Origin of the sequence: Paenarthrobacter sp. YIM B13468 (assembly GCF_042788025.1) — a bacterium.
Classification (GTDB): Bacteria; Actinomycetota; Actinomycetes; order Actinomycetales; family Micrococcaceae; genus Arthrobacter; species Arthrobacter aromaticivorans.
The window spans coordinates 1-22241 of record NZ_JBHZPI010000033.1 but is presented as its reverse complement, the minus strand read 5'-3'; the positions used below and the strand labels follow the sequence as shown (position 1 = coordinate 22241).

The following is a 22241-nucleotide window of genomic DNA, read 5'->3' as shown; positions in this document are numbered from 1 at the left end:
CCGTTAGTTCAGCTTGGCGTCAGTGATGGCACCGAATTCAAGACCCCAGGTCTTGAGTGACTCCTTGTACTCCGGAGTTTCAAGGATCGACTGGATCGCTGCCTGGATGGCCGGGGTCAGGGGTGAGCCCTTCTTCAGGGCGACTGCCGTGATTCCGGTCCCACCGACGTTGAGCGGGGGCGTAAGCATTTGGAACGAGCCCGGCTGCTGCGTCTGTGCCCATGCAAGAGCCGTCGTGTCATAGAGGATGCCGTCGATGCGCTTGGAGCTCAGCTGGACCAGGGCCTCTTGGATATTCGGCAGCGTCACGGCGTTGATCGCAGGCTGTCCTTTGGAAGTGCAGGTCATCTCGTTCAGCGCCGGGAGGCGCAACAGCTGACCTGTTGATCCCTGGGTTACGGCGATGCTTTTACCGCATAGGGTCTCGTTGGTCAGTTTTTGCGGGTTTCCGGCATTCACCCCGATGGAGCTGCCGGCCTTGAAGTAGTCGATCATGTCTACGACTTTGAGCCGGTCTTCGGTCTTGGCCATGGTCGAGACGGTGAAGTCGTAGCGGCCTCCATCGAGGCCCGGGATGATCGTGTCGAACTTCGTGTCTACGAACTTCACGTTTACCCCGAGCTTTTTGCCGATCAGCCTCGTAATGTCCGGGTTGAGGCCGATGGGGGTCTTATTGTCCTCGGCGAGGAAGACTGTCGGAGGATAGTGCAGGTCCGCGGCAACAGTGAGCTCGCCCTTGTCCTTGTAGGACTTCGGCAGGAGGCTCACTGCCTTGGGGTCGGGCTGGACGCCCTCGGAGATGTCCCTGAGTCCCAGTTCGGTGGAGCTCGGGGCGGGCTCGCCATTGGCAGCGTTGCCGCAGGCGTTCAGGGTCAGGAGGAGGGCAAGGGCCGCCGCAGTGGCGTGGACCCTATGTTGTGTCTTCATGATGTATTTCCTTGAAATCTTTTTCGGTACGGAATGATGTAGATCTTGGTTGACGCGGGGATGCCAGAAATCCGTGAATGCCTGGCAGTGGGCACCGATCACCTCACGGGTTTGCCGTCGAGGTCGGCGCTGTAACGAACCGATCGGGGTTCAAGAGCGGGATGGTCTTGTCACTGGTGCCTTTGAGGGCGTAGTCCGCAGCAATGTCTCCGAGCGCGGGTGCCAGCTTGAACCCGTGTCCGGAAAGTCCAGCGACGACCGTCAGGCGCTGGTTGCCACCGAGGCGGCCCAGAATGCCGTGACCGTCCGGGGTGTAACCCTCCATGTAGGCATTGACCCGGACCGGGTCCGGATGGAGTGAGGGGAAGGATTCGGCCACGAGTTCCCTGAATGCCCGCACCTCGTCTAGTGGAACCGTCCGGTCGAGGGCGTCCGGGTCAGCCACCGGCCGGTTGACCTTGCCGGACAGGCCCAGCTTGAGCCCGTTCCCGTCCATCGCCGGGAGCCCGTAAAACTCTTCTGGTGCCGTGCGGATAAAGCAGGGGAAATTAGCCGGATCAAATGCCCGGCGTTCTTTCCCGACAAACCACGCTGACACGGCCTTGCGCACGTCAACGAGCCCTGCAAGTTCAGGAAGCAACTTCGCCGCCCAGGGGCCTGCAGTGACCACAACGTGATCGTAACGCTCGCTCTGGCCATCAGCACTGACCCAGACGCCGTCGTTCTTGGTCTCGATTCCGTCAACGGGAGTGTAGGTCCGAAGTTGGGCGCCAAGCGACTTGGCTCGTAGTGAGGCATTCAGGACGGCAAGTTCGGGCCGAACATAGCCTCCTTCACGGTCCAGGACAACAACGTCCTCCTCGTGGAAGGGATGGTTCGGCCAGCGGTTGCGTGCCTCATTGAGCGGAACGAGGGCGGCGTCTATTCCGAACTTCTCAATGGAGGCGCTAACGTTGGCCATCTCTGTGGTGTTATCACCGAGCATGAGATTGCCGGCGAGTTTGAGCAGATCGGCGCCTGTCTCGTCCTCGAGTTGACGCCACAGCGCTTTCGCAGTGCGCAGCAGCGGCACGTAGTCAGGGTCTTCGAAGTAGGCGGTGCGGAAGATGCGGGACTCACCGCCGTGCGCGCTTCGATCGTGGCCCGTTCCGAATTGCTCGTAGCCAACAACTTCCGCGCCGCGCGATGCCAGGCGCCAAGCGGCCATGCTGCCCGCGGTGCCGAGGCCGATGATGGCCACGCGTTTCTTTCCCAAACTCACTGTGAAACCTCCCGGGTGAGAACAATAAGGAGTCCATCCGCGGCTATCGCGGGGCTCGTTGTGATGATCATGGTTATTCCGGCTTCCTCTGCCCTGAGTTCGTGGACGACGTCACCGAACAGGTTGCTGACTCGTCCGAGCAAGTCGCCTTTCTCGGCGCGCCTGCCGAGTTCCACCAGCGGTTCCCACCAACCGCCAATGGGGGCGTACATCCACGTCCAGCCGTTCACATGCTCGATCTGGTTGGGGGCCTGCTCCACCTCGTAGGGGAGCATGCCCAGACTCGCGGCCACGTTCCGTAGCCCGCGCAGGTGGGTGGCGACAGCCTGTCGGTCTACCGTGCCGTTGCCGCCCGCCTCAGCGGTGATCGCCGGGATGCCGGCGTCCGCAGCGGCGGAACTCGTTGTACCCGCCGTAATACGTGCCGCGGCGGGTTGCCTGATCACATGCTGGGTTCCGTAGGCCATGGCGATCCGCCGTGCAGTCTCGTCGACTGATGATTCGTCGTAGATAACTACCGGGTGGACAGTCTCCGGGACGTCCCCGGAGTGAAGATCGATGAGGTAGTCGGCTCCCCGAATGAAGCGTTCGAACACATGGTGTGCGAGCACGTCCGAGTAGGTGCCCTTGGGGTCGCCTGGAAAGCACCTATTGAGGTTCTTACCGTCGGCCGGTACGACAAACATTGTCCGGTTTGTGTAGGCCGGCACGTTGACTACGGGAACAGCCGTGATGGTGCCTTTTAGTTGCGCCGGGTTGACCCCCGCAACGAATTCCCGCAGGGCAGCCATGCCCGCGTATTCACAGCCGTGCACGCCGGCGAGCAGTGTTAGTCGCGGCCCGGCCTCCCGGCCTTGGATCTCGATGTAGGGCAACTCCAAGATTTCGTCGGGGAGCCCGGTGATCGGCAAGTGGCCGTGAATCGCGGTCCCTTGCCTAAGCGGGCTGGCATCCATTGGCGTCCCTTTCACTTAATTGTCGGACAATCGTGTCCGACATCACTGTTTGATACTATCGTCTAGTGATCGAGTGTCAAGGGTCACTCCGAAGAGGGGTGGCTGCCATGAGCTTTAGGGGTGTGGGTAATGGAAAGCAAAGCTTTCTCCGAGCAAGCAAAGACAACTCTCGCGAGAACGCTTGCGCCTCGGGTTGCTGAGCGAACCACGCTTGTGGATCAGGTGGCCAACCGAATTAGGCGGGAGATCATCCTCGGAACCCTCGATCCGGGCCGGCATCTGGTAGAGAAGAGGCTCGCTGAAGACCTATCTGTGAGCAGGGGTACGGTCCGGGAAGCGTTGACGCGCCTCGCATCAACAGGGCTGGTGGAGTTCTCGCCTGGCTCGGGAAATCGGGTTCGCTACTTCAGCGACAGCGACATCGCAGAGATTGGGGAGGTCTTCGCAGCCCTTGAGGGACGAGCGGCGCTCCATGCCGTGCTTCCCCCGTCCCCAGCCGCTGAAAAAGAGCTGAGGGACATTGCAGAACAAATGCGGGGTCTGCGGCTGCCGGACGACGTCGAAGAATTGATGAGGCTTGACCGCGAGTTCCACGGGACGCTGATGAACCAGCAACCCAAGACAAAGCTGGTGGAAGCCTGGCAGAGCCTGGAGTCCCTTCTCGCGGTCATGATGGTGCCGATCATGCGGCGCGGTGTGGGCACCGCCGACAGCCAGGCGGACAGGCATCTGCTGCTGGTCGACGCCGCAATGAGCGGAGAGCCCGAACTATTGATCAAGGGTCTGGAACAGCACTACTACCAAATGTAATAGCGGGATGGAGCGGGACGCCCATCATCGCTCAGGCATGGCAGACCGTCGCCTGAAGATGCATCAGGACGCTTGGGTTGCCCGCCTCCGCAGCCACGCACTGCGCACCTGTTCACGGAGCGTCGTCTGGCTACGGCGGCTGACCAGGACTACGCAAGCGACGGCGGTCAAAACGACTACCGCGCCTCCGGATGCCACGGCCCAGCGGGCCCCGAATTCCGTGCCAATCCAGCCCATAAGGGGCGCCCCGACGGCCGTGCCGCCTTGCAGGATGGCAAGGTACAGGGCGAGGACGCGTCCACGGAATTGGGGCTCAACGGACAACTGGATGGTGGTATTGCAGCTGTTCAAGAAGGTGATGGACGCCAGTCCTACCGGAATAAGCACTGCCGCATAGATCCAGAACGACGGCGCAATGCTCGCCAGGACCGTAAAGGCGCCGAGGCTCAGTGCACCGCCCAGCATGAAACGGAGCCTGGGGCCGGACCTGCGGGCCGCAAGCAACGCGCCCCCTAGCGTTCCCACGGCCATGATGGAACCAAGGAAGCCAAACTCCTCCGGCCCCATGCCAAACTCCGCCGTGGACATCAAGGAATTCGTCACCTGGAAGTTCAAGCCAAAGGCGCCCAGGAGGCCCACCATCAGCAAAATGAGGACCAGGTCAGGGCGTTGACGCACATACCGGAGGCCCTCGGTTAATTGGTGCTTGCCGCGGGCCACTGGGGTTGCTGGCTCCAGCTCGGAGGCCTTAACCCGGCAGAGGGAAACAATAACGGCCACAAAGCTCGCCGCGTTGAGAAGGAACACCGGGCCTGTGCCAATCCATGCAATGAGCACACCGGCGATGGCAGGCCCCGTCAGCCTGGCGCTGTTGAAGGACGCAGAGTTCAGGGCCACGGCATTGGAGAGCTTGTCCGGACCAACAAGTTCCGACACGAACGCTTGACGGGCCGGGCCATCGATGGCCGCAGCCAACCCCAAGGCAAGGGCGGCGAGATAGACATGCCACAACTGGGCCACACCCATTACCACCAGAAGGCCGACGATCAGCCCGCAGATTCCCATGGCCGATTGGGTCCAGAGGAGGATCACACGCTTTCGGTATCGATCGGCCAGGACGCCCGCATAGGGGCCGAGCAGGAGCATGGGCAGGAATTGCAGTGCTGTGGTGATGCCGACTGCCGTTCCGGAGTGATTGGTGAGGACCGTCAGAACCAGCCAGTCCTGCGCCACCCTTTGCATCCAAGTGCCGACGTTGGAGACCAGTGCACCACCAGCCCACAGCCGGTAATTAGGACTTTCGAGGGCACGGAACATAGCACTCACTTGGCGCTCATCTCCTGCATGATGTGCGCGGCCCGGCTGAGCGTCAGTCGGTCTTCCTCGCTGAGTCCTGCTACGCGCTGGGCCAGCCAGGCGGTCCGTTGGCTGCGGGCCTCGGCCAGAACTTCCTGACCCGCGGCCGTGATGCTGATGTGGACCTGGCGACCATCTTCGGGATGCGCCTGCCGCGAGACGAAGCCCTGCCCGGACAAGGCGTTCACGATCCGGGTCATGGACGGCGCCTGGACGTGCTCCAACTCCGCCAATTCCCGGAGTGTCTGCGATCCGGAGTTGAGGTGTGCGAGCACCGTGTACTGCCCTGGGGTAATCACCTCGCCGGTGGCTTCGATGCGGAGTCTGCGGGATGTCCGCATGACGGCGGTTCGAAGGTCGATCGCGAGGATGTCCGCTTGGATATCCGGGGTTCCTTCGTTAGACGGGGTTCGGTCGCTGGAAGGCGCTCCCTCGTTGGTAAGACTGGCTGCTTTGTTGGCCGCGGTCAATGGAAGGCGCCTCCTGAGGTCGCATAATAGTTAGCACTGCTAATTAGCTCCGCTAACTATTATGCTCCTCCCCCAAACGGCTGTCCACGGAATGTGAGCAAGCTGGCTCAGGCAACAGGCATCTAACTAAGCGACGAGCCTGCGAACGTTCTCCATGATGGTGGCGCGTCGCCGCGCGGCACTGGGCAGCTTGGCCCGGCTCATTTCGGGAGTAAGCGTGTGCCACGTCATGGCCAGGGCCCGGACTGTTGCCAGGATTTCAATGGGAGACAAGTCGGCCCGCAAACCGCCGTCTTTTTGAGCGCGTTCAATCTGCGCGAGCTTTTCCTTATGGGAGGCAACCAGGGCCTCAAGATCAGCGGCCTGGCCGCGTTCCAGGATGTACCAATTGGTCAGCCGGAGGACATTGGGATCGTTCTGGTAAAGGTCGAAGGCCCGGGCGGCGTACCCGGGAAGGTCGCCGGCGTCGAATTCAGTCTCCTCCATGATGGCCAGGACTCGCTGGGAGAACACTTCGTCGAACAAACGATCCTTGCTTTCGAAGTACCGGTAGAGCATCGCTTTATTGGCCAGCGCCTCATCTGCTATCCGATCAACGCGCGCTCCCGCAATGCCGTACCGGGCAAACTCTTCCTCGGCCGCATCCAGGATGCGCTTCTTGGTCGCTTCTGCATCTCTCGCCATGCCCACAGCATAGCAAGTAACCAGTTAGTTGACAGAACCGGCCCCAAGCGCGCATCCTTTAAAACGAACCAGTTAGTTACTTAGAAGGAAGGTTGAGACATGTCAGCAACCCAAACCAAAGCGGCCCCCGCGCGAGGGCGCTTCGGAAGCCTGACTTTGGCGGTGATCATGGGATGCCAACTCATGATGGTGTTGGACACCTCGATCGTGACCACGTCATTACCGCATCTGGAACGTGAACTCGGCTTCAGCTCTGCGTCGCTTTCATGGGTTCAGAACAGCTATGCACTGGCGTTTGGCGGGCTGCTGCTCTTAGGCGCCCGCGTTGGCGATCTCCTGGGCAGGCGACGGGTTTTCATGGCAGGAGTGGCAGTCTTTACCTTCGCCTCTTTGCTGGCCGGACTGGCAGTCAGCGCGGAGGTCATGATCGCGGCGCGCATCCTGCAAGGGACAGCATCGGCGTTCGCGATTCCGGCAACGCTTGCCCTCTTGGTGCAATCCTTCCCCGAACCGGAGGAGCGCTCCAGGGCAATCAGCATTTACAGCGCCGTGATTGGTGCTGGCGGCAGCGTCGGAATCATCGTCGGCGGGGTGTTCACGGACCTGCTTTCCTGGCGATGGGGTTTGCTGATAAACATCCCCATCGGGATCGTTGTCCTCCTCCTAACCCGCCGCTTCCTGCCGGAAACCGATCGCGTCAGGGGCAGCGTGGACATCATGGGTGCACTCACAGTCACTATCGGGATGTCCGCGCTGGTTTACGGGCTGGTCAACGCAGGCCAGGCCGGGTGGGTCAATCACACAACGATCATCTCCCTTGCCGTTGCGGTGTTCTTCCTTGCGGCGTTTGTGCTCGTCGAGCGCAGAGCCGAGCGGCCCATAACTCCCCTGCGCCTTTTCGGTGATGCCACCCGCTCCGGCGCCTACGTGATCCGCCTCCTCATCGTGGGCGCGATGTTTTCGACCTTCTATTTCCTCAGCCAGTACCTCCAGAACGTCCTGGGATTCAGCGCCTTCATGGCCGGGCTCGCATACATCCCGCTGACATTCCTCTTCTTCGTCATGGTCTACGCACTGCGGCCCCTTAGTGCCCTGATCAGCAAACCAGCGTTGCTGCTGGGTTCATTGAGCATCGCCGGCCTCGGAATGCTGTGGTTGAGTACCATCGGTCCGGACACGCCGTATCTTCCCGGCATCTTGCTGCCGCTGATCGTGCTCGGAGTCGGACAAGGGATCGCCATCATCCTGCTGACCGAGTTCGGCATGTCCAATGTGGCGCCGGCAGACAATGGTGCGGCGTCCGGCCTGGTCAACACAGCCCACCAACTGGGCGGTTCCATTGGCCTGGCCCTCTTGACGGTGGTGTTCGCTGCCTCGCGGGGACCCGGCGCAGGAACGGTGCAGACTGAAGCGCACGCCTATGCCGCCGTCTTCAGCGCGGCAACGTGGTTCTACGCCGTCGCAATCCCCTGTGCCGCGATCGTCCTTCTGGCACACCGCCGGGCAGTCCGGGCAACTCGGTGAGGGATCCGTCGCGGTCCAGCTTGAGCACCAGGCTCAGGTTTAGCCGCGCCAGGAACCCGTCATCGTGGCTTACCAGGATCACCGCTCCGCGATAGGCATTCAGGGCCTCGACCAGTTGGTCCACGCTGTGGATGTCCAGGTTGTTGGTAGGTTCGTCGAGGATGAGGACCTGGGAGGGCGGATCGGCGAACAGGAGCCTGGCAAGGGAAACCCTGAATCGCTCACCTCCGGAGAGTGTACGGACTGGCCGGTTTACGCTGTCGCCGCGCAAAAGGAACCTCGCCAACTGGTTGCGTACGGTTCCCGGTGGGACACCCGGCGCGGCTGCCTGGACGTTTTCGAGCGTGGTGGCAGCTTCGTCCAAGCCGTCCAGCCGCTGGCGCAAATAGCCCGCCCGCTCCGTGAGCAGGCGGCCCGATGCCTTGCCTTCATCGGCCAGGGTTCGGTTGACCATCTGTTCCAAGAGCGTTGTCTTGCCGGAGCCGTTGGCCCCGATAATCGCCACGCGTTCCGGTCCTTGCAGGATAAAGGAGCGGTTTGTTCCCCTCAGCTCCGCAATTTGGCGGCTACGGGGAACATCGGGGTCCGGGAGATTCAACGAGATTCGCTGCTCTTCCCGGACCCTGGAAGAGGCGGCATCAAGGGCGGCTTGGGCGGCGGCCACCTTGTCGTCCAAGCCCGAACGCAACTTCCCCGCCGAGACCTGGGCATCGGATGCCCTCTGATTCATCAGAATCTTCGAGCCCTTCTTGTTGTCGTAGCTCGCTTGCCCCGTTCTGGCCCTTTTGGCGAGCTTCGATTCCGCTTCCTGGCGTTGGCGCTTTTCCACCTTCATGCTTTGCTTGGCGGCCTGGACAGCTTGGGCTGCCGCGCCTTGCTGCTCGTCCAAGTAGGAGCGCCATGCACTGTAGGGGCCACCAAAAACCGTGAGCTGCCCGGCGTGCAATTCTGCGGTGGCGTCCATCGACTCAAGAAGGTCAACGTCGTGGCTAACGACCACCAGCGTCCCCGGCCACGTCGCTAGAAGCTCGTACAGTTTGGTGCGTGCTTCACGGTCGAGGTTGTTCGTTGGTTCGTCCAGGAGGGTAATGCTCGTCCGTTGGAGGCGAAGGCCGGTGATGGCAACGAGCATCGCCTCGCCGCCGGAAATCTCTCCGACTTTCCTGTCCAGGTCCGCGCCGGAGAATCCGATGTGGTGAAGGGCTTCATCCGCCCTGGTCTCGATGTCCCAGTCATCGCCCAGGACATCGAAGTGCTCCACGCCGACGTCGCCGGACTCGATGGCACGCAGCGCCGTCAATTTGTTGCCGATACCCAGGAGCTCCGCCAAGGTTGAGCCGGCACTCAGGGTAAGCGTTTGTGGAAGGTAGCCGATATCCCCGTTGGTGCGGATGTGCCCCTGGGTGGGCGTGAGGACGCCGGCCATCAGGCGCAGCAGCGTGGACTTTCCAGCGCCGTTGGATCCCACCAGTCCTGAGCGGAAGGGTCCGAAGCTACCGGAAATCCCTGACAGGGCGGTTGTGCCGTCGCGCCACTGAAGGCCGACATCGGTGAGGGTGATGGACGGGTTGCTTGTTGTATGCATGATGCTTCGAGGCTCCAGGATTCAGCGAATGCGCTGAAACACCAGCCCGCGAGGGCATCAGAAAGTGTCAGCGCGTGGTCAGCGTCGCGAAACCTGCAATGCCCGTCAAAACATCGGCCTAACACTTGGGAACAGAGGAATCCAGTTTCACAAAAGTGCCGCACGAAGGCAAACCACGCACGACGGCGGTCCCCCAGCCGGTTCCTCGGGGAACCTTGGAGACTGCCGCCGTCGTGATTTCACCTGAAAGCACTGATCAACCGCCATGCTGGACGGTAACAACGATCTTTCCGCGAGTATGGCCTTCCATGTTGAGCCGGAAGGCGTCCGCAGCCTTGGCCAACGGGAGTGTTTCTGCCACCTCGACCTGGATTTTGTGCTCGTCAACAAGATCTGCGAGCTCCTGCAGCTCGGCACCAATCGGCTTCACCCACATCCAGGTGCCGCCGTGTTCCTCTACCTCGCTGTCGGCAATGGAGGCGTGCCTGCCGCCTTCTGCCAGAACCTCCAGGGTTGATTTGAGGTTTCCACCTACGAAATCGGCTACAACGTCTACACCGTCCGAACGCAGGTCCAGTACCCGCGCAGAAAGTCCTTCGCCGTACGACACCGGTTCGGCACCGAGGGAACGAAGGAAATCGTGGTTCCGCTCCGAAGCCGTCGCGATAACCCGCGCTCCAAGCGCCACGGCAATCTGGATGCCAAGGGAGCCAACGCCACCGGAACCGCCGTGGATCAGCAGCGTCTCCCCCGGCTGGAGACCGAGGCGCCGGAGGACTTGGTACGCCGTCAGCCCTGCCAGGGGAAGTCCGGCAGATTCGTCCCATCCCAACGATGCCGGCTTGCGGGCAAGGAGCCGTTCGGGCAACGCAATGAACTCTGCAAAGCTGCCTCCGTGGACATAGTCCTTGCGGCCGTATGCAATGACTTCGTCCCCGGGCTGGAATTGCGGGGCGTCAATTCCCACCGATTCCACAACGCCTGCCACGTCCCAGCCCGGAATGGCCGGGAACTGAAGGTCGATAACGGAGTCCAGGTACCCAGCCATGATCTTCCAATCCACCGGGTTCACAGATGCCGCCCTGACCCTTACGAGGACCATGCCCGGCCCCACTTTGGGCATCGGCTGCTCAGTCAGCTCCAGGACGTCCGGACTTCCGTATTCACTGTAGGTAATCGCCTTCATGCGAGCGTCAACCCCAGCGGTGGTGAAGCTATTCCTACCGGGGCTTAACGTCAGACGGCGCGGGGTGAGTTTTCCAAAACCATGGAAGCCAGTTCCTTGGCCAAGCGGACAGCCCCCGGCTGGGCATCCAGGTGCGAGTTGGACACCGCTCCGTCATAGAGCAGGCGGATGCGCGCCGCGACATCTGCTGGATCGGCAAACCGGGCCTCTTCGCAGAGCAAGAGGATCGCGTCGGAAAGCCAGTCGCGGAACGTTTTCAGGGCTTCAGCCTCGACGCTTCCCGGGAGGGCTTCTGCGTTGGCATTGGCAAACGGGCAGCCCTTGTACCCGGGCGAGGTCACCGCTTCGTGAAGAGAATCGAATATGGCCAACAATTTCGCTGTGGGCTCGTCAAGCCCAGCCTGGTGCCTGGCTATCCGCTCACGGCGTTGCTGATCCCGGCCCGCCAAGTAGGCAGAAATCAGCTCGTCTTTGCCGGAAAAGTTGTAGAAGAGCGAGCCTTTGGCCACGCCGGCCTCTTCGATAACCCGGTCGATCCCAACTGTGTGTACGCCCTCCGAGTAGAACAGTTTGTCCGCAGCATCAAGGAGGCGTTGACGAGCAGGCACCCTGGTAGTCACCATGCATTCCAGCATATCAGACAGGTCTGTCTAAAAATTCTTGACTTAATTGAACAGACCTGTCTAACTGGGAAGAGTTAGACCGACCTGTCTAAGGAGACTTTCCCTTGCACCGTTCCATCCCACCCAAACCGGCATTCGCTGGGCTGGCGCTCGTTTTTGCGGCGTTCTTCTTCGCCGCCGGCGCACCCACACCTTTGCTCTCACTACGTCAACAGGAATGGGGATTCTCAGCCGGCACCCTGAGCTTCGCATTCTCCGTCTACGCCCTTGCGCTGCTCGCCGCCCTCTTGGTGGCCGGCTCGCTTTCGGACCATCTGGGTCGTCGGCCCGTCATGCTTCTGGCCCTTTATGGAGAACTCATCTCCATGGTCATGTTCCTGGCTGCGCCCACCATCACATGGGTGATCCTTGCACGGGCCCTGCAGGGGATCGCCACCGGCCTTGCAACCGGCGCCTTCAACGCCGCGATCCAAGAGCAGGCCCCCGGCTCCCTCAAGAAACTTGCCGGCAATCTCGCCGGCGCGTCCGTAGCGGGCGGTCTAGGCCTGGGAGCGTTGGTGACCGGCGCAGCGGTCCAGTTCACAGCTGACGCCAACACCTTGATTTTCGCCATCCTGGCGGGGGCCATCGTCCTCGGCATCTTCTTTGTCAGTTTCACTTCCGAGACAGCCGTGACACGCCCTGGTGCAGTCCGTTCCCTCACCCCGCGTCTGAGCATTCCCGCCAACATACGCCGCGAGTTCGCCGCAGGCCTCCCCCTTCACATCGCCGGGTGGATGTTTCCAGCCCTCTTCCTTGGCCTCTCGCCGGCGCTACTCCGGGTCCACTTTGCGCTGGACGGTGGCCTGGTGGCGGGTTTCACCGCTTTCCTTGGCCCGTTCTCAGCCGCGGTGGCAAGCCTTGTATTTGGCCGCTACCCCGCCCGACACAGCTCGCTCGCCGGGGTCTCCTTCATTCTGCTCGGGATACTGGGGGTCCTCTTCGGAATCAATGCAACATCGCTCCCCGCGGTCTGGGTCGGAGCAGTACTGGGCGGAATTGGGTTCGGCGGATCGTTCGGTGGACAGATCCGACTCATCGCACCGCACATTCAGCCGCATCAGCGCGCTGGCGTATTCGCCAGCATTTACGCGGCCGCCTACCTGGCGTTCAGCGTGCCGGTTATCATCGCTGGCCAACTCGCGCCCGTGTGGGGGCTCGTGCCGACCTTGCTGGCATACGGAGTGACCCTCGCTGCCTTCGCTGCCGTGGGCGTCGTCATCCAAGCGGCGCTGTTGAAATCTGAATCCACACCCAAGCCTGCCCCAGCGCGATCCCCTGTGACGGCCAACAGCCGGCCGGATTGATACCCTGCCGCTGGCTTTCGGGGAGTACGACGGCGGGCGGCGGCTCATCAGAGCAGCGCCGCCTGCCGCCGTCGAACGTTTCACGCCGGGTGGTTCACCTGCGTTGACTGACCGCTGCGGAAGGAGGACGCTGTGAGAAACCCGCCCTGTGGAGGAGGAGCCATGGATCCCCGGGAGGAATTCCTCGCGTGGGCTGAACCTGCCCTGCACGCCGCCGAGGCCGCCCTTGTCATCGGGGACTCCTCGCGCCGCATTGAAATGTGGTCCCACCGCGAGCCAGTAAGCCTGTTTGGAGCAGTGGGCGTATCGGCCACAGGGTGGGCCCAGCTGGAACCGACATTTCGGCGAGTAGCAAGCCGGCTTACTGACGGCCAAGACGTCACGTTGGACGTTATGGCCTACGACGTCGTGGGAGACATGGCGTACACCGCCGCCGTTGTCCGCTTCACCGGCATCATTGACGGAAGCGCTCCCCGCCCGTTCGCCCTTCGCGCCACCAGCGTCTTCCGTCGCGAGGAAGGTGAGTGGAAAGTCATCCACGAACACACCGACTTCGTCAGCCCTGAGGACATGATGCCAAGCGGCGGGTCCTAATCCTGCGACGGCGCAACACCGGTCTTGGCAGCCGTTTGGGCGGCGATGGCGTTGTCCGCCTTGGAGGGCATCGCGACGACGGCGATGACAGTAAGCACGGCACTCACCAGCACGGCCAGGAAGACGGCAGTGGAAGCGGACACCGTTGTTTGCGGATCGGGGCCGCCGCTGGGGCCGCCTGCATAAATGGCATTTGCGATCGCACCGTAAACGGCCACGCCAATCGAACTACCGATGGAACGGGCAAAAAGATTTGTGCCCGTAACAACCCCGCGTTCGTTCCATTCAACGCTCGACTGCGCGGCAATCAGGCTCGGTGTCGCGACCAGCCCGAGTCCCAGGCCAACAATGAAGCAGGCCACGGCCACCAACAAAACGTTGGGTGATGAGGCGGTGAGGGCAAGCACGGCAGCGCCGATGACCGTCACGGAAATACCGATCAAAGCCGTCCTTCGGAACCCAATCCGGAGATAGAACCGGCCAGCCTGGGACGCACTGATTGGCCAGCCGATCGTCAAGGCTGCCAAAGCGAGTCCGGCAAAGACCGGGGAAGTCGCCAGCGCTCCTTCGAGGAACGTTGGGACGTACGAGGTGAGACCAAGAATGGCTGCGCCAACGCCAAAGGAGATCATCGCCGTCGTCGCCAGCAGGCGGCGGGAAACAACCCACGGTGGGAGGACAGGCTCAGCCGCTCTCCTCTCTACGAAGAGGAAGGCGACGAACACCAAGGCACCGACGGCAAACACCGCGATGCTTATGGAGGAGTTCCAAGGCCAGGCTTGGCCGCCCTCAAGCGCTCCCAGGATGAGCAGGCTTAGCGAGACCGTTAGGAGCCCTGCTCCCAGATAATCGACCCGGTGTTTCGTCCGCTCGACGTTCTCGTGGAATGTCCGGACCAGCATCCATCCGGCCAGAAGACACAGCGGGATGTTGATGAAGAAGATCCAACGCCAAATGCCCAAGGAAGAAAGAATGCCTCCCAATGTCGGTCCAACAACGGACGATACTGCCCAAACGCTGGCAAGGTAGCCCTGTACCTTCGCCCGCTCCGCGAGCGTGTAAATATCCCCGGCAATGGTGATGGACACCGGCTGGATGGCTCCCGCGCCGAGGCCCTGAAGCACCCTGAAAGCGATGAGGGCGGGCATGCTCCAGGCCAGCCCGCACAGGATGGAAGCCAGGAGGAACAGGCCGATCCCGCTGAGGATGATCGGCTTGCGGCCCACGACGTCGGACAGCTTGGCATAGACGGGCACGGAGACTGCCTGCGCCAACAGGTACGCCGAAAAAAGCCAAGGAAAAGACGTGAAACCGCCGATGTCATCCACAATCGATGGCACCGCCGTGGCGACTATCGTCGCATCAATGGCCACCAGCCCGGTGGAGAGCATCAGGGCAATGAGGATGGGTCCCCGGCGGGAACGGAACCCGACTCCGTCAGCAGCAGTTTCTGTAGTCACTTATCCCGTCCCGTCGTCATCTCAGCTTGTTCGCGCACATAGCTTTCGGCCCCGAATTGCGTAACCGCGCGCGTCGCCGAAATAGTCCCGGGAACGCGCAACTTTCGACGGCGGGTGGTAAGCCCAAAAAAACTATGGTGACTGCGGTCGGGTTGGGCTCAGGCAGTCAGGGCTGGTGAACATCACCTGTGCCGTACAACCCGGCTTGCTCCACCAGTTCCGTCAGGTACGGCCGCTTTCCAGGGCGCAACTCCACCCCTTCCGGCAAACCGGTGATTGTCGGCACGGAATTGGCAATGTCAATGGTGATCCGGCCTCCCGCCATGGGGGCGTTACTGATGTGGAGGTCACCGTAGGACTCCGGAAGAACAGGATCCACCCAAAGCCCACCCAAGGAGACATGGGTGTCGTATCGCATCAGGTTGGTGACCAAACGGATGGGTGTGGTTGCGGCCCAGGCCTGTGGCGAACAGGCGGTGGGATACGGTACTGGTTCAGAGATTTGGTCTCGGTCGAAGCCGCAGAAAAGTTCCGGCAATCGCCCTTCTGAGTAGTCAGCAGCTTCCAACAGCGCGGTCGAGACCCGCTGAGCTTCGGCGATGAAACCGTACCTTAGTAGACCGCTGGCAATAAGCGCGTTGTCGTGAGGCCATACCGAACCGTTGTGATAGCTTGCTGGATTGTAGGCACCCATGTCGCTCGCAAGGGTCCTAATGCCCCATCCGCTGAACATTTCCGGTGACATAAGGCGCTCGACCACCATCGGGGCTTTGTCGTCGTCGATGAGGCCATAAACGAGGCAGTGGCCCATATTGGACGCACAGGCGTCCACTTGACGTTTCTTGCCGTCCAAAGCAACGGCGTAATAGCCGCGCTCGGGCATCCAAAACTCCTCGTTGAACCTCTTCTTAAGCTGTGCAGCCCGGCCTGCGTAGTCTTGGGCCAGTGCCATGTCCCCTGCGTCGTACGCCATCCAGGCGCGTGCCGTATACGCTGCGTAGACATAGCCCTGCACCTCGCAAAGGGCGATGGGCGGCTCCGCCAAGCGTCCGTCCGCGAAATTGATGCCGTCCCAGGAGTCCTTCCAGCCTTGGTTAATAAGGCCACGGTCATTGAGGCGTTCATATTCAACGAAACCGTCACCGTCCTTATCGCCGTACTCTGAAATCCAAGCGAGAGCCCGGTCGGCGTTGGGTAAGAGTTCGGCGATGGTGTCCTTGGCGACTCCGTAACGGCTAACGGATCCCAGGACCAGCACGAACAGCGGGGTCGCATCGACGCTTCCGTAGTAGGTGGACTTGCCACCCAATGACAAGCCACTGGACACGTCAAGCCTGATCTCGTGCAGGATCTTGCCAGGTTCTTCCTCGCTGATCGGATCAACAACCTTGCCTTGGCGGTCAGCCAGGGTTTGCAAAGTGCCCAAGGCCAGAGAAGGGTCTACGGGCAGTGCCATTTCGGCGGCGAGCAGCGAGTCCCTGCCGAACAGGGTCATGAACCAGGGTGCGCCGGCGGCCACGACTACACGATCCGGATGATTCGGATCCTCAATCCGGAGCGCACCCAGATCGTCGTAGCTGCGCCTGAGAGTCCGTTCGATGGACTTGTTCCCCATCTGCAGCATGGGTATTTTCGCCACCCACTCCTGTCGCCGACGGTCACGTGGGGACAAACCATCGCCTTGAGGGTGGATAAATGACGGCGGCGGCGGAATGGGCGTGTGGCTCTTGGGAACCGCGGTTAAGATCGTGCTCCACTGCCCATGGGCAGGGACCACCAGTCGGTATGTGAGGGCATCCTGTGAGACGTCAGCACCAGGAGCCTGAACCTGCACATCCTTCCGCACATCCTGCCAAGCACCCCCGATGACCAGTGAGCCTTCGTCTACATGGCGGGTCTTCTCCCAACGTTGGATGGCTCTAGCCTCCTTGACCTCAAAAAGGTCAGCAAAATCTGCCTCGACGGCCAGCGAAATAGCACACTCAGTGGGTTCCTGAGAGAAATTGCGCACGGTTACCTGTTCTTGGATACCCGCGCCTACTTCCCTCAGACGCTCCACGATCAGAGAGCTGTCAGCATATCCGTCAACGCGCGGAACACGACCGACAAACAGGGCCCGGTACGGCTCTTTGATGTCCGCGACCAGTGCTTCAAGAGCCTGACCGTTCACGGTCAAACGCCAGCCGGACAGAATACGGGAGTCTTGGAAGAAAACACCGTGCGGGTGCTCAGGATATATGTCCCCGTTTGGGGATGAAATGCAAAAGGAGGAGCCCTCGATCAACGTGACTGTACCGGCACCTAGAGGTCCGGCTGCATTGTCCTGATTCCATCCGGCCATTTCCTACACCTTCCCAATGCGGTCCGGTGACGAACCTTCCGCCTGATTGAAGTGGTGAAGAGCGGTCACATCGCATGGCACCGGAACCAATGTCTTCCTGTCTCCGACCACATGGCATGCAGCCGTGGCTTCCGGGAACGCCACTGCTGGTTCTTAGCTCCTGGATAACTGCTGTAGCGTCACAGACGGATGCTTGATACCAGCAATGTAGGACCATATGCGGCCGGACTCAATGCCTCTTGAGTAAGTGCAGCTCCTTCGACCACTATGCACTTCAGCACGGTGATCCGCGATCATGGCGTAAGTGGCAATGCTATAAATGGCCGGGTAGTCAGCTGGTGCATTTCAAGCCGTATTTGGCCCGTGGGTCCACTACCGGGTAGCCCGGGGCGACGGGGACGGCAATGCCGAGGTCGAAAATCTCGATACGCCGCGCATGACCGGCCTCGGGAGTGTGCTGGCACAGCAGCTCGATTACGTGCCCGTCAGGGTCTGCAATGTAAATCTGCTCGACGTAATCGTCGCGGACACGTGGCCCACCCACGCGTTCCAGCCCCCGCTCACGTATCGCTTCCAAAAACGGCTCAAACGAGTCCACCATCACGGCAAAGTGGTGGCATAGCCCGGTGCGCAGCTCCTCGGTTTCCCATCCCGGCGCGTTTCGGGCAAGCCGGCCAGGTTCCGGTTCACGGACCACGTGGACTTCAACGTTGCCGTTGTGGAAATACGCACCGTGAAAGATGAAATCTGTTGGGCGGTGGATCTCCTTAAACCCGAGCACGTTTACATAGAAATCGCGGGTGACGTCGATATCTGAGACGACCAGGCACACGTGGTGCATGGACATCGTCCGCTGCGGAAGGGCAGTGTTGCCGGCAGCGAGCATCTGGTTCTGGGGCATGGGTCCTCTTCTTTATCCAACAACCTCGTCTGCGAGGCTGCGTGCGAAATAAGGGTTCCAGTATTAGCTCCAGCACACGGGGCATGCGCCCCACAGCGCAGAATTCGCAGGCATCGGAACACATGTTCAAGTTTCAGCCCAATCATTGACGCGGTCACACAGACGGAGTTGTATCAGGTCACCGAACCGTACTTTTGGTGACCTACGGCACGGCAGCCGTCGGTCACCTACTTGTCGCGGAGGAGCGACAGGCGGCCCTTTTCGTGCCCGAGGAAAATGCGGCACGAGCGACGTCTTCCAGTGCTGCCTGGCGGTGCGGCCCACACCCAAGTCATGGCAGCCCTCCGGCATGAGTTCGGACCCATTCTTGCCGGCGGTAAAGCACCTATTTCGCCGACAATTCAACAACCATAGATCGGAATGCAATGAAAGTACCCGCGGGAGTCACTACCCCCGGCCTTACGGCCACTCAGCAGATCGATTCCAGGCCCCTCACCAGACATCAGAAAAGCCTCATAGGGCTCGTTGTGGTCGGCAACATTTCGGAGTTCTTCGATATGTTCCTCATTGGCTTCGTCGTCTCACTGCTCACAGTGCCGTGGCATCTGACAGGCCTGGAAGCCGGCGTCATCCTTGCGTGCTCCGGGCTTGGCACTGTCCTTGGGGCCATAGTTTGGGGACGCCTCGCCGACAAGATCGGGCGCCGAAAAGCGTTCCTCTGGTGCGTCTTCCTCTTCACCTTTTTCACTTTCCTTTCCCTGTTCACCCCCGACCGTGGCTGGTGGATGCTCGCTATCCTGCGGATCGCGGTGGGCGTAGGTGTCGGTGGTCTCAACATCTCCTCGATACCGTACGTTCAGGAATTCGTCCCCGCGAAACGACGCGGTCTGCTCGCCGGTCTGGCATCAGTTTTCATCCCGCTTGGGCTCCTGATAGGCGCACAGGCCCAGCTGTGGCTCGGGGATCTCATCGGCTGGCGCGGGCTGATCGCCGTCGGCGTCCTCCCCGTCTTCCTCCTCGTGTGGCTGCGGCGAGTCCCCGAATCGCCAAGGTTCCTTCAGCTCCAAGGACGAGATGACGAAGCGCGCGCAGCATACGCCTGGGCCATGGACATTCCCACAAGCGAGGTCGGACAGCTTCCGGCCGTTGCGCTTCAGGCCAAAGCACCTTACCGCCTGCTGTTCCGGAAGTACCCTAAACAACTCGGCATCATTACCTTGGGCTCGTTTTGCTTTATCTTGGGGTCATTCACTGTCCAGTCCTGGGGACAGACCTTGCTCAAAGATGGCTTTGGCTTCACCGCTGCAACCGTTGGCGCCTTGTTCACCTGGGTCGCAATCGGCGACGTCGTTGGCCGTCTTGCATCAGCGTGGCTGGCTGACAGAATAGGCCGGCGTTGGGTCATGCTTTCATTCGGCGTACTCGGCGCGGTTGGATGCATCATCGCAGCTAACGCGCAGTCAGGGGCGGTGTTCTTCACTGGCGTGCTGATCACCATGATCTTCGGCGATGGCGCCTTCGGCATTCTCAATGCCTTCGGCGCAGAGCAGTTTCCCAACGAGGTTCGGGCTACTGGCCTGGGCCTCGGCTATGGTCTGGGCGCCACCGCCAAAATCTTTGGTCCTGCCCTGATGGGCGCACTCGTTGGAGGCTCGATGATCAAACAGAACGTCACGCTACAAGCAGTCCCTCCTGCCTTCTACCTCTTTGCTGGACTGCTGGCGGCGGGTGGGCTCATTTACCTGCTGGCGAAGGAGACAAAGGCTATAGCACTGGACTAGGCCCCTGGCAGCTGACGAAACCGACGGGTGTGGCATTGGGGCCACACCCGTCTTCGTTTTGATGACGTCACCAAACCGTTCTACGGCTTTCTGTCATCTGAACGCTGTACCACTTGGACGCTGTGTCAACTGAAGCAACGTCACGGCAGTGGCTTCATCGGTAATGAGTTCGGTGATATAGCCGCCTCTGACGGCCGCTGCTATGGGAGCAACTTTGGGCAGACCGGTCGCCATCGCTATTCTCCGGGGAATCCGTCGAAGTCCGTCGGGTCCAATGCCAAGCACCAGTGGCACAGACTCGGCTTGGAGCAGCGAGCCATCAGCCCGGAGGAAATGACCACAGACGTGGCCTACAGCGCCGTTTTCGGCCAAGCGTATGAGTTCGTTGCGGGATACGGGACTATAGATCCCGGTCCCGTCGAAGCGATTCATGGAACCGACTCCGATGATGGCCATGTCGCTCCCGGCTCCAAGCCTCATGGCATCCTCTACGTTCGCTAATGCCAGGGCTGCGTTGAGGCTTGACTCGGTTCTGTGTACGAAAGCTCCCGGTAATCCCTGAAAGCGGGCACCCAGCCGGCCCGCTATGGATCGTGCCGTGTGAGCGTCCTCATCAACGGTTGTTCTGCTGTTCGGCGGGCATCCCAGTAAGTCGATGACCGTAAGATCCGGGCGGACGGCATGAGCCATGGCTGCGACGAGGCCCGACAGTGACCTGCTGGAGGCCACACCGAGTTGGTGAACGGTAGAAAGATGGGATTCAAGATACCGTGCGGCGACGTATCCGCTCCTGTTAGGTGCACCGTAAAGAGCACGGGGTTTGCCCGTGGCGACGACGCAGGCCCGCAGTGGCAGGGTCCGCAATAGTGCGGCTTCGAGCGCGTGGGCGCGGTCCACGGGGCGTCCGACTTTGAACTGGACTACTCCACGGCTCCGCGCCTCGGACAACAGCCGGGAAACACTGGGCCGTGAGAGGTGTTCGGCTTCCGCGATGTCATGCTGGGACATGCCGTCGACGAAGTAATGGCTGGCAACGCGTACCAGGAGGTCGTCGTGCAGGTCCTCCTCCAGCCGTCCCATGGCCCCTCCGTAACAGCTCCGGGTTTTGATCGATTCTGAACCTTATCGGCTGCCTGCAGGAAGACCAGCCCCTGGCCGTGTAGCGGGCAGCCGACAAGGTGGTCACTCGCAACCGTAGATGGGCTTCCTATCCTTGCGCAGCGATCGCTTCCATGCCCAGGGCCGTCAACACGGTCTCCAAGGCTGTGTCCAGCGGCGCTTCCAAGGACACCGTAACGTGCAGTTCATCCTTGTCAGGGGGCTCCAACGCCGCAACCTGGGTTGTCAGGAGTGACGCTGGCATGTACTCGTGGGTTCGTTGGGACAGCCGCTCGGCAATGGTTACAGCGGAGCCGCCCAGATAGACGAAAACGAGGTTTGGAATGTGGGATCTGAGCAGGTCCCGGTAGGTACGTTTGAGCGCCGAACAAGCAACAACGGGCGGCTTTCCGGCACTGTGCCCGTGTGCGATCGCTTGTGCGACTGTCTCCAACCAAGGCCATCTGTCATCGTCCGTCAGCGGGATACCAGCCGCCATCAGTGCCTTGTTTGAAGGGGGATGGAGGTCATCCGCGTCGATGAAGGGCAGTCCGAGAGCCTCCCCCAGGGTTGCACCGAGAGTCGTTTTTCCACTCCCTGAGACGCCCATGACAACAATAGGAACGCAAGAATCCGTCATGCCCACACCTTGGAGCCAAAGTTCAGCAGGACTTTGCCGGATTGGGCTGAGTTCCTGGCTACGTCGAATGCCTCAAGTCCATGGGCGAGGTCGTACTCGTGCGTTATCACCGGGTCCACGAACAGGGACCCGTCGGCCAGTGCTGCGATGACGTCGTCGATTTCGTTGTTGAAGCGGAAGGATCCCAGCAGTTCCAGTTCGCGGGTGATGGCCAGGGAGATAAAGACCGGTTGCGGGCCCGAGGGCAGCAGCCCCACCATGACCACTTTCCCGCCCCGGGTTGCGCCCTTGATCGCCGAAGCCAGGCCGTAGTGGCTGCCTGAGGACTCGATAACGACGTCGGCTTCCACCGCGGCGATGGCCTCCGCGTCGTCGCCCTTCAGGACGGCGTCGGCACCCACGGCGCGTGCTATCTCCAGGGGCTTGTCATGCATATCGACCGCGACAATCAGGGCTGCGCCGGCGCGTTTGAGGACCGCGACCGCGAGGGCACCGATCGGGCCGCTGCCGATCACCAGGGCCGTCTTTCCCGCGGCGTCACCGGCCCGGGCGACCGCGTGCCAGGCGACGCTGGCCGGTTCCACCAACGCCGCGGTCCGCAGATCCAGAGTCTCCGGCAGCGCCCGCAACATCCGCGAGGGCAGGTTCGCGTACCGGCTGAACGCCCCGTCCGTGTGCGGATAGCGGGCCGCGCTGCC

The 22241-nt window shown here is 61.2% G+C and carries 20 protein-coding genes; 5 read left to right on the top strand and 15 right to left on the bottom strand.

Annotated elements, in window-relative coordinates; genetic code table 11:
* Window positions 1-3: 3 nt before the first annotated feature.
* The 3 genes from ACFX4T_RS23610 to ACFX4T_RS23600 form a co-directional block, all read right to left on the bottom strand.
* Window positions 4-927 carry an ABC transporter substrate-binding protein gene (locus ACFX4T_RS23610; RefSeq protein WP_377654632.1) on the bottom strand — a complete coding sequence of 308 codons (924 nt, stop codon included), beginning with the start codon at window positions 925-927 and terminating at the stop codon, window positions 4-6.
* 103 nt (window positions 928-1030) lie between these two features.
* On the bottom strand, window positions 1031-2188 hold the full coding sequence (solA, locus tag ACFX4T_RS23605) for an N-methyl-L-tryptophan oxidase (protein WP_377654630.1): 1158 nt from the start codon (window positions 2186-2188) through the stop codon (window positions 1031-1033).
* On the bottom strand, window positions 2185-3144 hold the full coding sequence (locus tag ACFX4T_RS23600) for a succinylglutamate desuccinylase/aspartoacylase family protein (RefSeq protein ID WP_377654628.1): 960 nt from the start codon (window positions 3142-3144) through the stop codon (window positions 2185-2187). The genes solA and ACFX4T_RS23600 overlap by 4 nt, the downstream gene beginning before the upstream one ends.
* 129 nt (window positions 3145-3273) lie before the next feature.
* On the opposite strand from ACFX4T_RS23600, the gene ACFX4T_RS23595 reads away from it, so the two are divergent.
* Complete coding sequence (locus ACFX4T_RS23595; protein ID WP_377654626.1) at window positions 3274-3954, top strand: GntR family transcriptional regulator; 681 nt, start codon at window positions 3274-3276, stop codon at window positions 3952-3954.
* Between the two features lie 63 nt (window positions 3955-4017).
* Here ACFX4T_RS23595 and ACFX4T_RS23590 read toward each other — a convergent pair whose 3' ends face one another.
* The 3 genes from ACFX4T_RS23590 to ACFX4T_RS23580 form a co-directional block, all read right to left on the bottom strand.
* Entirely contained in the window at window positions 4018-5280 is a 1263-nt protein-coding gene (locus ACFX4T_RS23590; RefSeq protein WP_377654624.1) for an MFS transporter, read from the bottom strand.
* Window positions 5277-5651: a MarR family winged helix-turn-helix transcriptional regulator gene (locus ACFX4T_RS23585; protein ID WP_377654668.1), complete on the bottom strand. Its 375-nt coding sequence runs from the start codon at window positions 5649-5651 to the stop codon at window positions 5277-5279. Before ACFX4T_RS23585 ends, ACFX4T_RS23590 begins: the two co-directional genes overlap by 4 nt.
* Before the next feature lie 255 nt (window positions 5652-5906).
* Window positions 5907-6464: a TetR family transcriptional regulator gene (locus tag ACFX4T_RS23580; RefSeq protein ID WP_223947798.1), complete on the bottom strand. Its 558-nt coding sequence runs from the start codon at window positions 6462-6464 to the stop codon at window positions 5907-5909.
* A 99-nt stretch (window positions 6465-6563) separates the two neighbouring features.
* Here ACFX4T_RS23580 and ACFX4T_RS23575 point away from each other — a divergent pair, with 99 nt between their 5' ends.
* Entirely contained in the window at window positions 6564-7988 is a 1425-nt protein-coding gene (locus ACFX4T_RS23575) for a DHA2 family efflux MFS transporter permease subunit (RefSeq protein WP_377654621.1), read from the top strand.
* On the opposite strand, the gene ACFX4T_RS23570 is transcribed toward ACFX4T_RS23575, so the two are convergent.
* From ACFX4T_RS23570 to ACFX4T_RS23560, 3 genes are all read right to left on the bottom strand, one after another.
* Window positions 7897-9573 carry an ABC-F family ATP-binding cassette domain-containing protein gene (locus ACFX4T_RS23570; RefSeq protein ID WP_377654619.1) on the bottom strand — a complete coding sequence of 559 codons (1677 nt, stop codon included), beginning with the start codon at window positions 9571-9573 and terminating at the stop codon, window positions 7897-7899. The genes ACFX4T_RS23575 and ACFX4T_RS23570 overlap by 92 nt on opposite strands.
* Before the next feature lie 256 nt (window positions 9574-9829).
* Window positions 9830-10759: an NADP-dependent oxidoreductase gene (locus tag ACFX4T_RS23565; RefSeq protein ID WP_377654617.1), complete on the bottom strand. Its 930-nt coding sequence runs from the start codon at window positions 10757-10759 to the stop codon at window positions 9830-9832.
* Between the two features lie 50 nt (window positions 10760-10809).
* Entirely contained in the window at window positions 10810-11382 is a 573-nt protein-coding gene (locus tag ACFX4T_RS23560) for a TetR/AcrR family transcriptional regulator (RefSeq protein WP_216922096.1), read from the bottom strand.
* A gap of 104 nt (window positions 11383-11486) precedes the next feature.
* Here ACFX4T_RS23560 and ACFX4T_RS23555 point away from each other — a divergent pair, with 104 nt between their 5' ends.
* Window positions 11487-12728, top strand: coding sequence for an MFS transporter (locus ACFX4T_RS23555; RefSeq protein ID WP_377654614.1), 1242 nt, complete (start codon window positions 11487-11489; stop codon window positions 12726-12728).
* A gap of 132 nt (window positions 12729-12860) precedes the next feature.
* Window positions 12861-13322 carry a YybH family protein gene (locus tag ACFX4T_RS23550; RefSeq protein WP_377654612.1) on the top strand — a complete coding sequence of 154 codons (462 nt, stop codon included), beginning with the start codon at window positions 12861-12863 and terminating at the stop codon, window positions 13320-13322.
* Here ACFX4T_RS23550 and ACFX4T_RS23545 read toward each other — a convergent pair.
* The 3 genes from ACFX4T_RS23545 to ACFX4T_RS23535 all read right to left on the bottom strand — a co-directional run bounded on the left by ACFX4T_RS23545 (window position 13319) and on the right by ACFX4T_RS23535 (window position 18024).
* On the bottom strand, window positions 13319-14713 hold the full coding sequence (locus ACFX4T_RS23545) for an MFS transporter (protein WP_377654665.1): 1395 nt from the start codon (window positions 14711-14713) through the stop codon (window positions 13319-13321). The genes ACFX4T_RS23550 and ACFX4T_RS23545 overlap by 4 nt on opposite strands.
* A gap of 235 nt (window positions 14714-14948) precedes the next feature.
* Window positions 14949-17123, bottom strand: coding sequence for a glycogen debranching N-terminal domain-containing protein (locus ACFX4T_RS23540; protein ID WP_377654610.1), 2175 nt, complete (start codon window positions 17121-17123; stop codon window positions 14949-14951).
* 331 nt (window positions 17124-17454) lie between these two features.
* Entirely contained in the window at window positions 17455-18024 is a 570-nt protein-coding gene (locus ACFX4T_RS23535; protein ID WP_377654608.1) for a VOC family protein, read from the bottom strand.
* Between the two features lie 425 nt (window positions 18025-18449).
* Between ACFX4T_RS23535 and ACFX4T_RS23530 the strand changes: the two genes are divergently transcribed.
* Entirely contained in the window at window positions 18450-19805 is a 1356-nt protein-coding gene (locus ACFX4T_RS23530; protein ID WP_377654606.1) for an MFS transporter, read from the top strand.
* A 93-nt stretch (window positions 19806-19898) separates the two neighbouring features.
* Here the strand turns inward: ACFX4T_RS23530 and ACFX4T_RS23525 are convergent, their stop codons facing one another.
* From ACFX4T_RS23525 to ACFX4T_RS23515, 3 genes are all read right to left on the bottom strand, one after another.
* The gene (locus tag ACFX4T_RS23525; RefSeq protein WP_377654604.1) at window positions 19899-20885 is read right to left on the bottom strand and encodes a sugar-binding transcriptional regulator; all 987 of its coding nucleotides are present in this window, start codon (window positions 20883-20885) and stop codon (window positions 19899-19901) included.
* Window positions 20886-21012: 127 nt separating this feature from the next.
* On the bottom strand, window positions 21013-21543 hold the full coding sequence (locus ACFX4T_RS23520) for a gluconokinase (protein WP_377654602.1): 531 nt from the start codon (window positions 21541-21543) through the stop codon (window positions 21013-21015).
* The coding region (locus ACFX4T_RS23515; RefSeq protein WP_377654600.1) for a zinc-binding dehydrogenase at window positions 21540-22241 on the bottom strand (702 nt) is incomplete at its 5' end. The genes ACFX4T_RS23515 and ACFX4T_RS23520, both read right to left, overlap by 4 nt.

Coding starts and splice junctions, on each gene's coding strand:
- ACFX4T_RS23565 (WP_377654617.1), bottom strand. CDS start 10,759: ATGAAGGCGATTACCTACAGTGAATACGGAAGTCCGGACGTCCTGGAG.
- ACFX4T_RS23530 (WP_377654606.1), top strand. CDS start 18,450: ATGAAAGTACCCGCGGGAGTCACTACCCCCGGCCTTACGGCCACTCAG.
- ACFX4T_RS23570 (WP_377654619.1), bottom strand. CDS start 9,573: ATGCATACAACAAGCAACCCGTCCATCACCCTCACCGATGTCGGCCTT.
- ACFX4T_RS23560 (WP_216922096.1), bottom strand. CDS start 11,382: ATGGTGACTACCAGGGTGCCTGCTCGTCAACGCCTCCTTGATGCTGCG.
- ACFX4T_RS23540 (WP_377654610.1), bottom strand. CDS start 17,123: ATGGCCGGATGGAATCAGGACAATGCAGCCGGACCTCTAGGTGCCGGT.
- ACFX4T_RS23580 (WP_223947798.1), bottom strand. CDS start 6,464: ATGGCGAGAGATGCAGAAGCGACCAAGAAGCGCATCCTGGATGCGGCC.
- ACFX4T_RS23545 (WP_377654665.1), bottom strand. CDS start 14,713: ATGCTCTCCACCGGGCTGGTGGCCATTGATGCGACGATAGTCGCCACG.
- ACFX4T_RS23600 (WP_377654628.1), bottom strand. CDS start 3,144: ATGGATGCCAGCCCGCTTAGGCAAGGGACCGCGATTCACGGCCACTTG.
- ACFX4T_RS23535 (WP_377654608.1), bottom strand. CDS start 18,024: ATGCCCCAGAACCAGATGCTCGCTGCCGGCAACACTGCCCTTCCGCAG.
- ACFX4T_RS23575 (WP_377654621.1), top strand. CDS start 6,564: ATGTCAGCAACCCAAACCAAAGCGGCCCCCGCGCGAGGGCGCTTCGGA.
- ACFX4T_RS23520 (WP_377654602.1), bottom strand. CDS start 21,543: ATGACGGATTCTTGCGTTCCTATTGTTGTCATGGGCGTCTCAGGGAGT.
- ACFX4T_RS23585 (WP_377654668.1), bottom strand. CDS start 5,651: ATGCGGACATCCCGCAGACTCCGCATCGAAGCCACCGGCGAGGTGATT.
- ACFX4T_RS23610 (WP_377654632.1), bottom strand. CDS start 927: ATGAAGACACAACATAGGGTCCACGCCACTGCGGCGGCCCTTGCCCTC.
- ACFX4T_RS23525 (WP_377654604.1), bottom strand. CDS start 20,885: ATGGGACGGCTGGAGGAGGACCTGCACGACGACCTCCTGGTACGCGTT.
- ACFX4T_RS23595 (WP_377654626.1), top strand. CDS start 3,274: ATGGAAAGCAAAGCTTTCTCCGAGCAAGCAAAGACAACTCTCGCGAGA.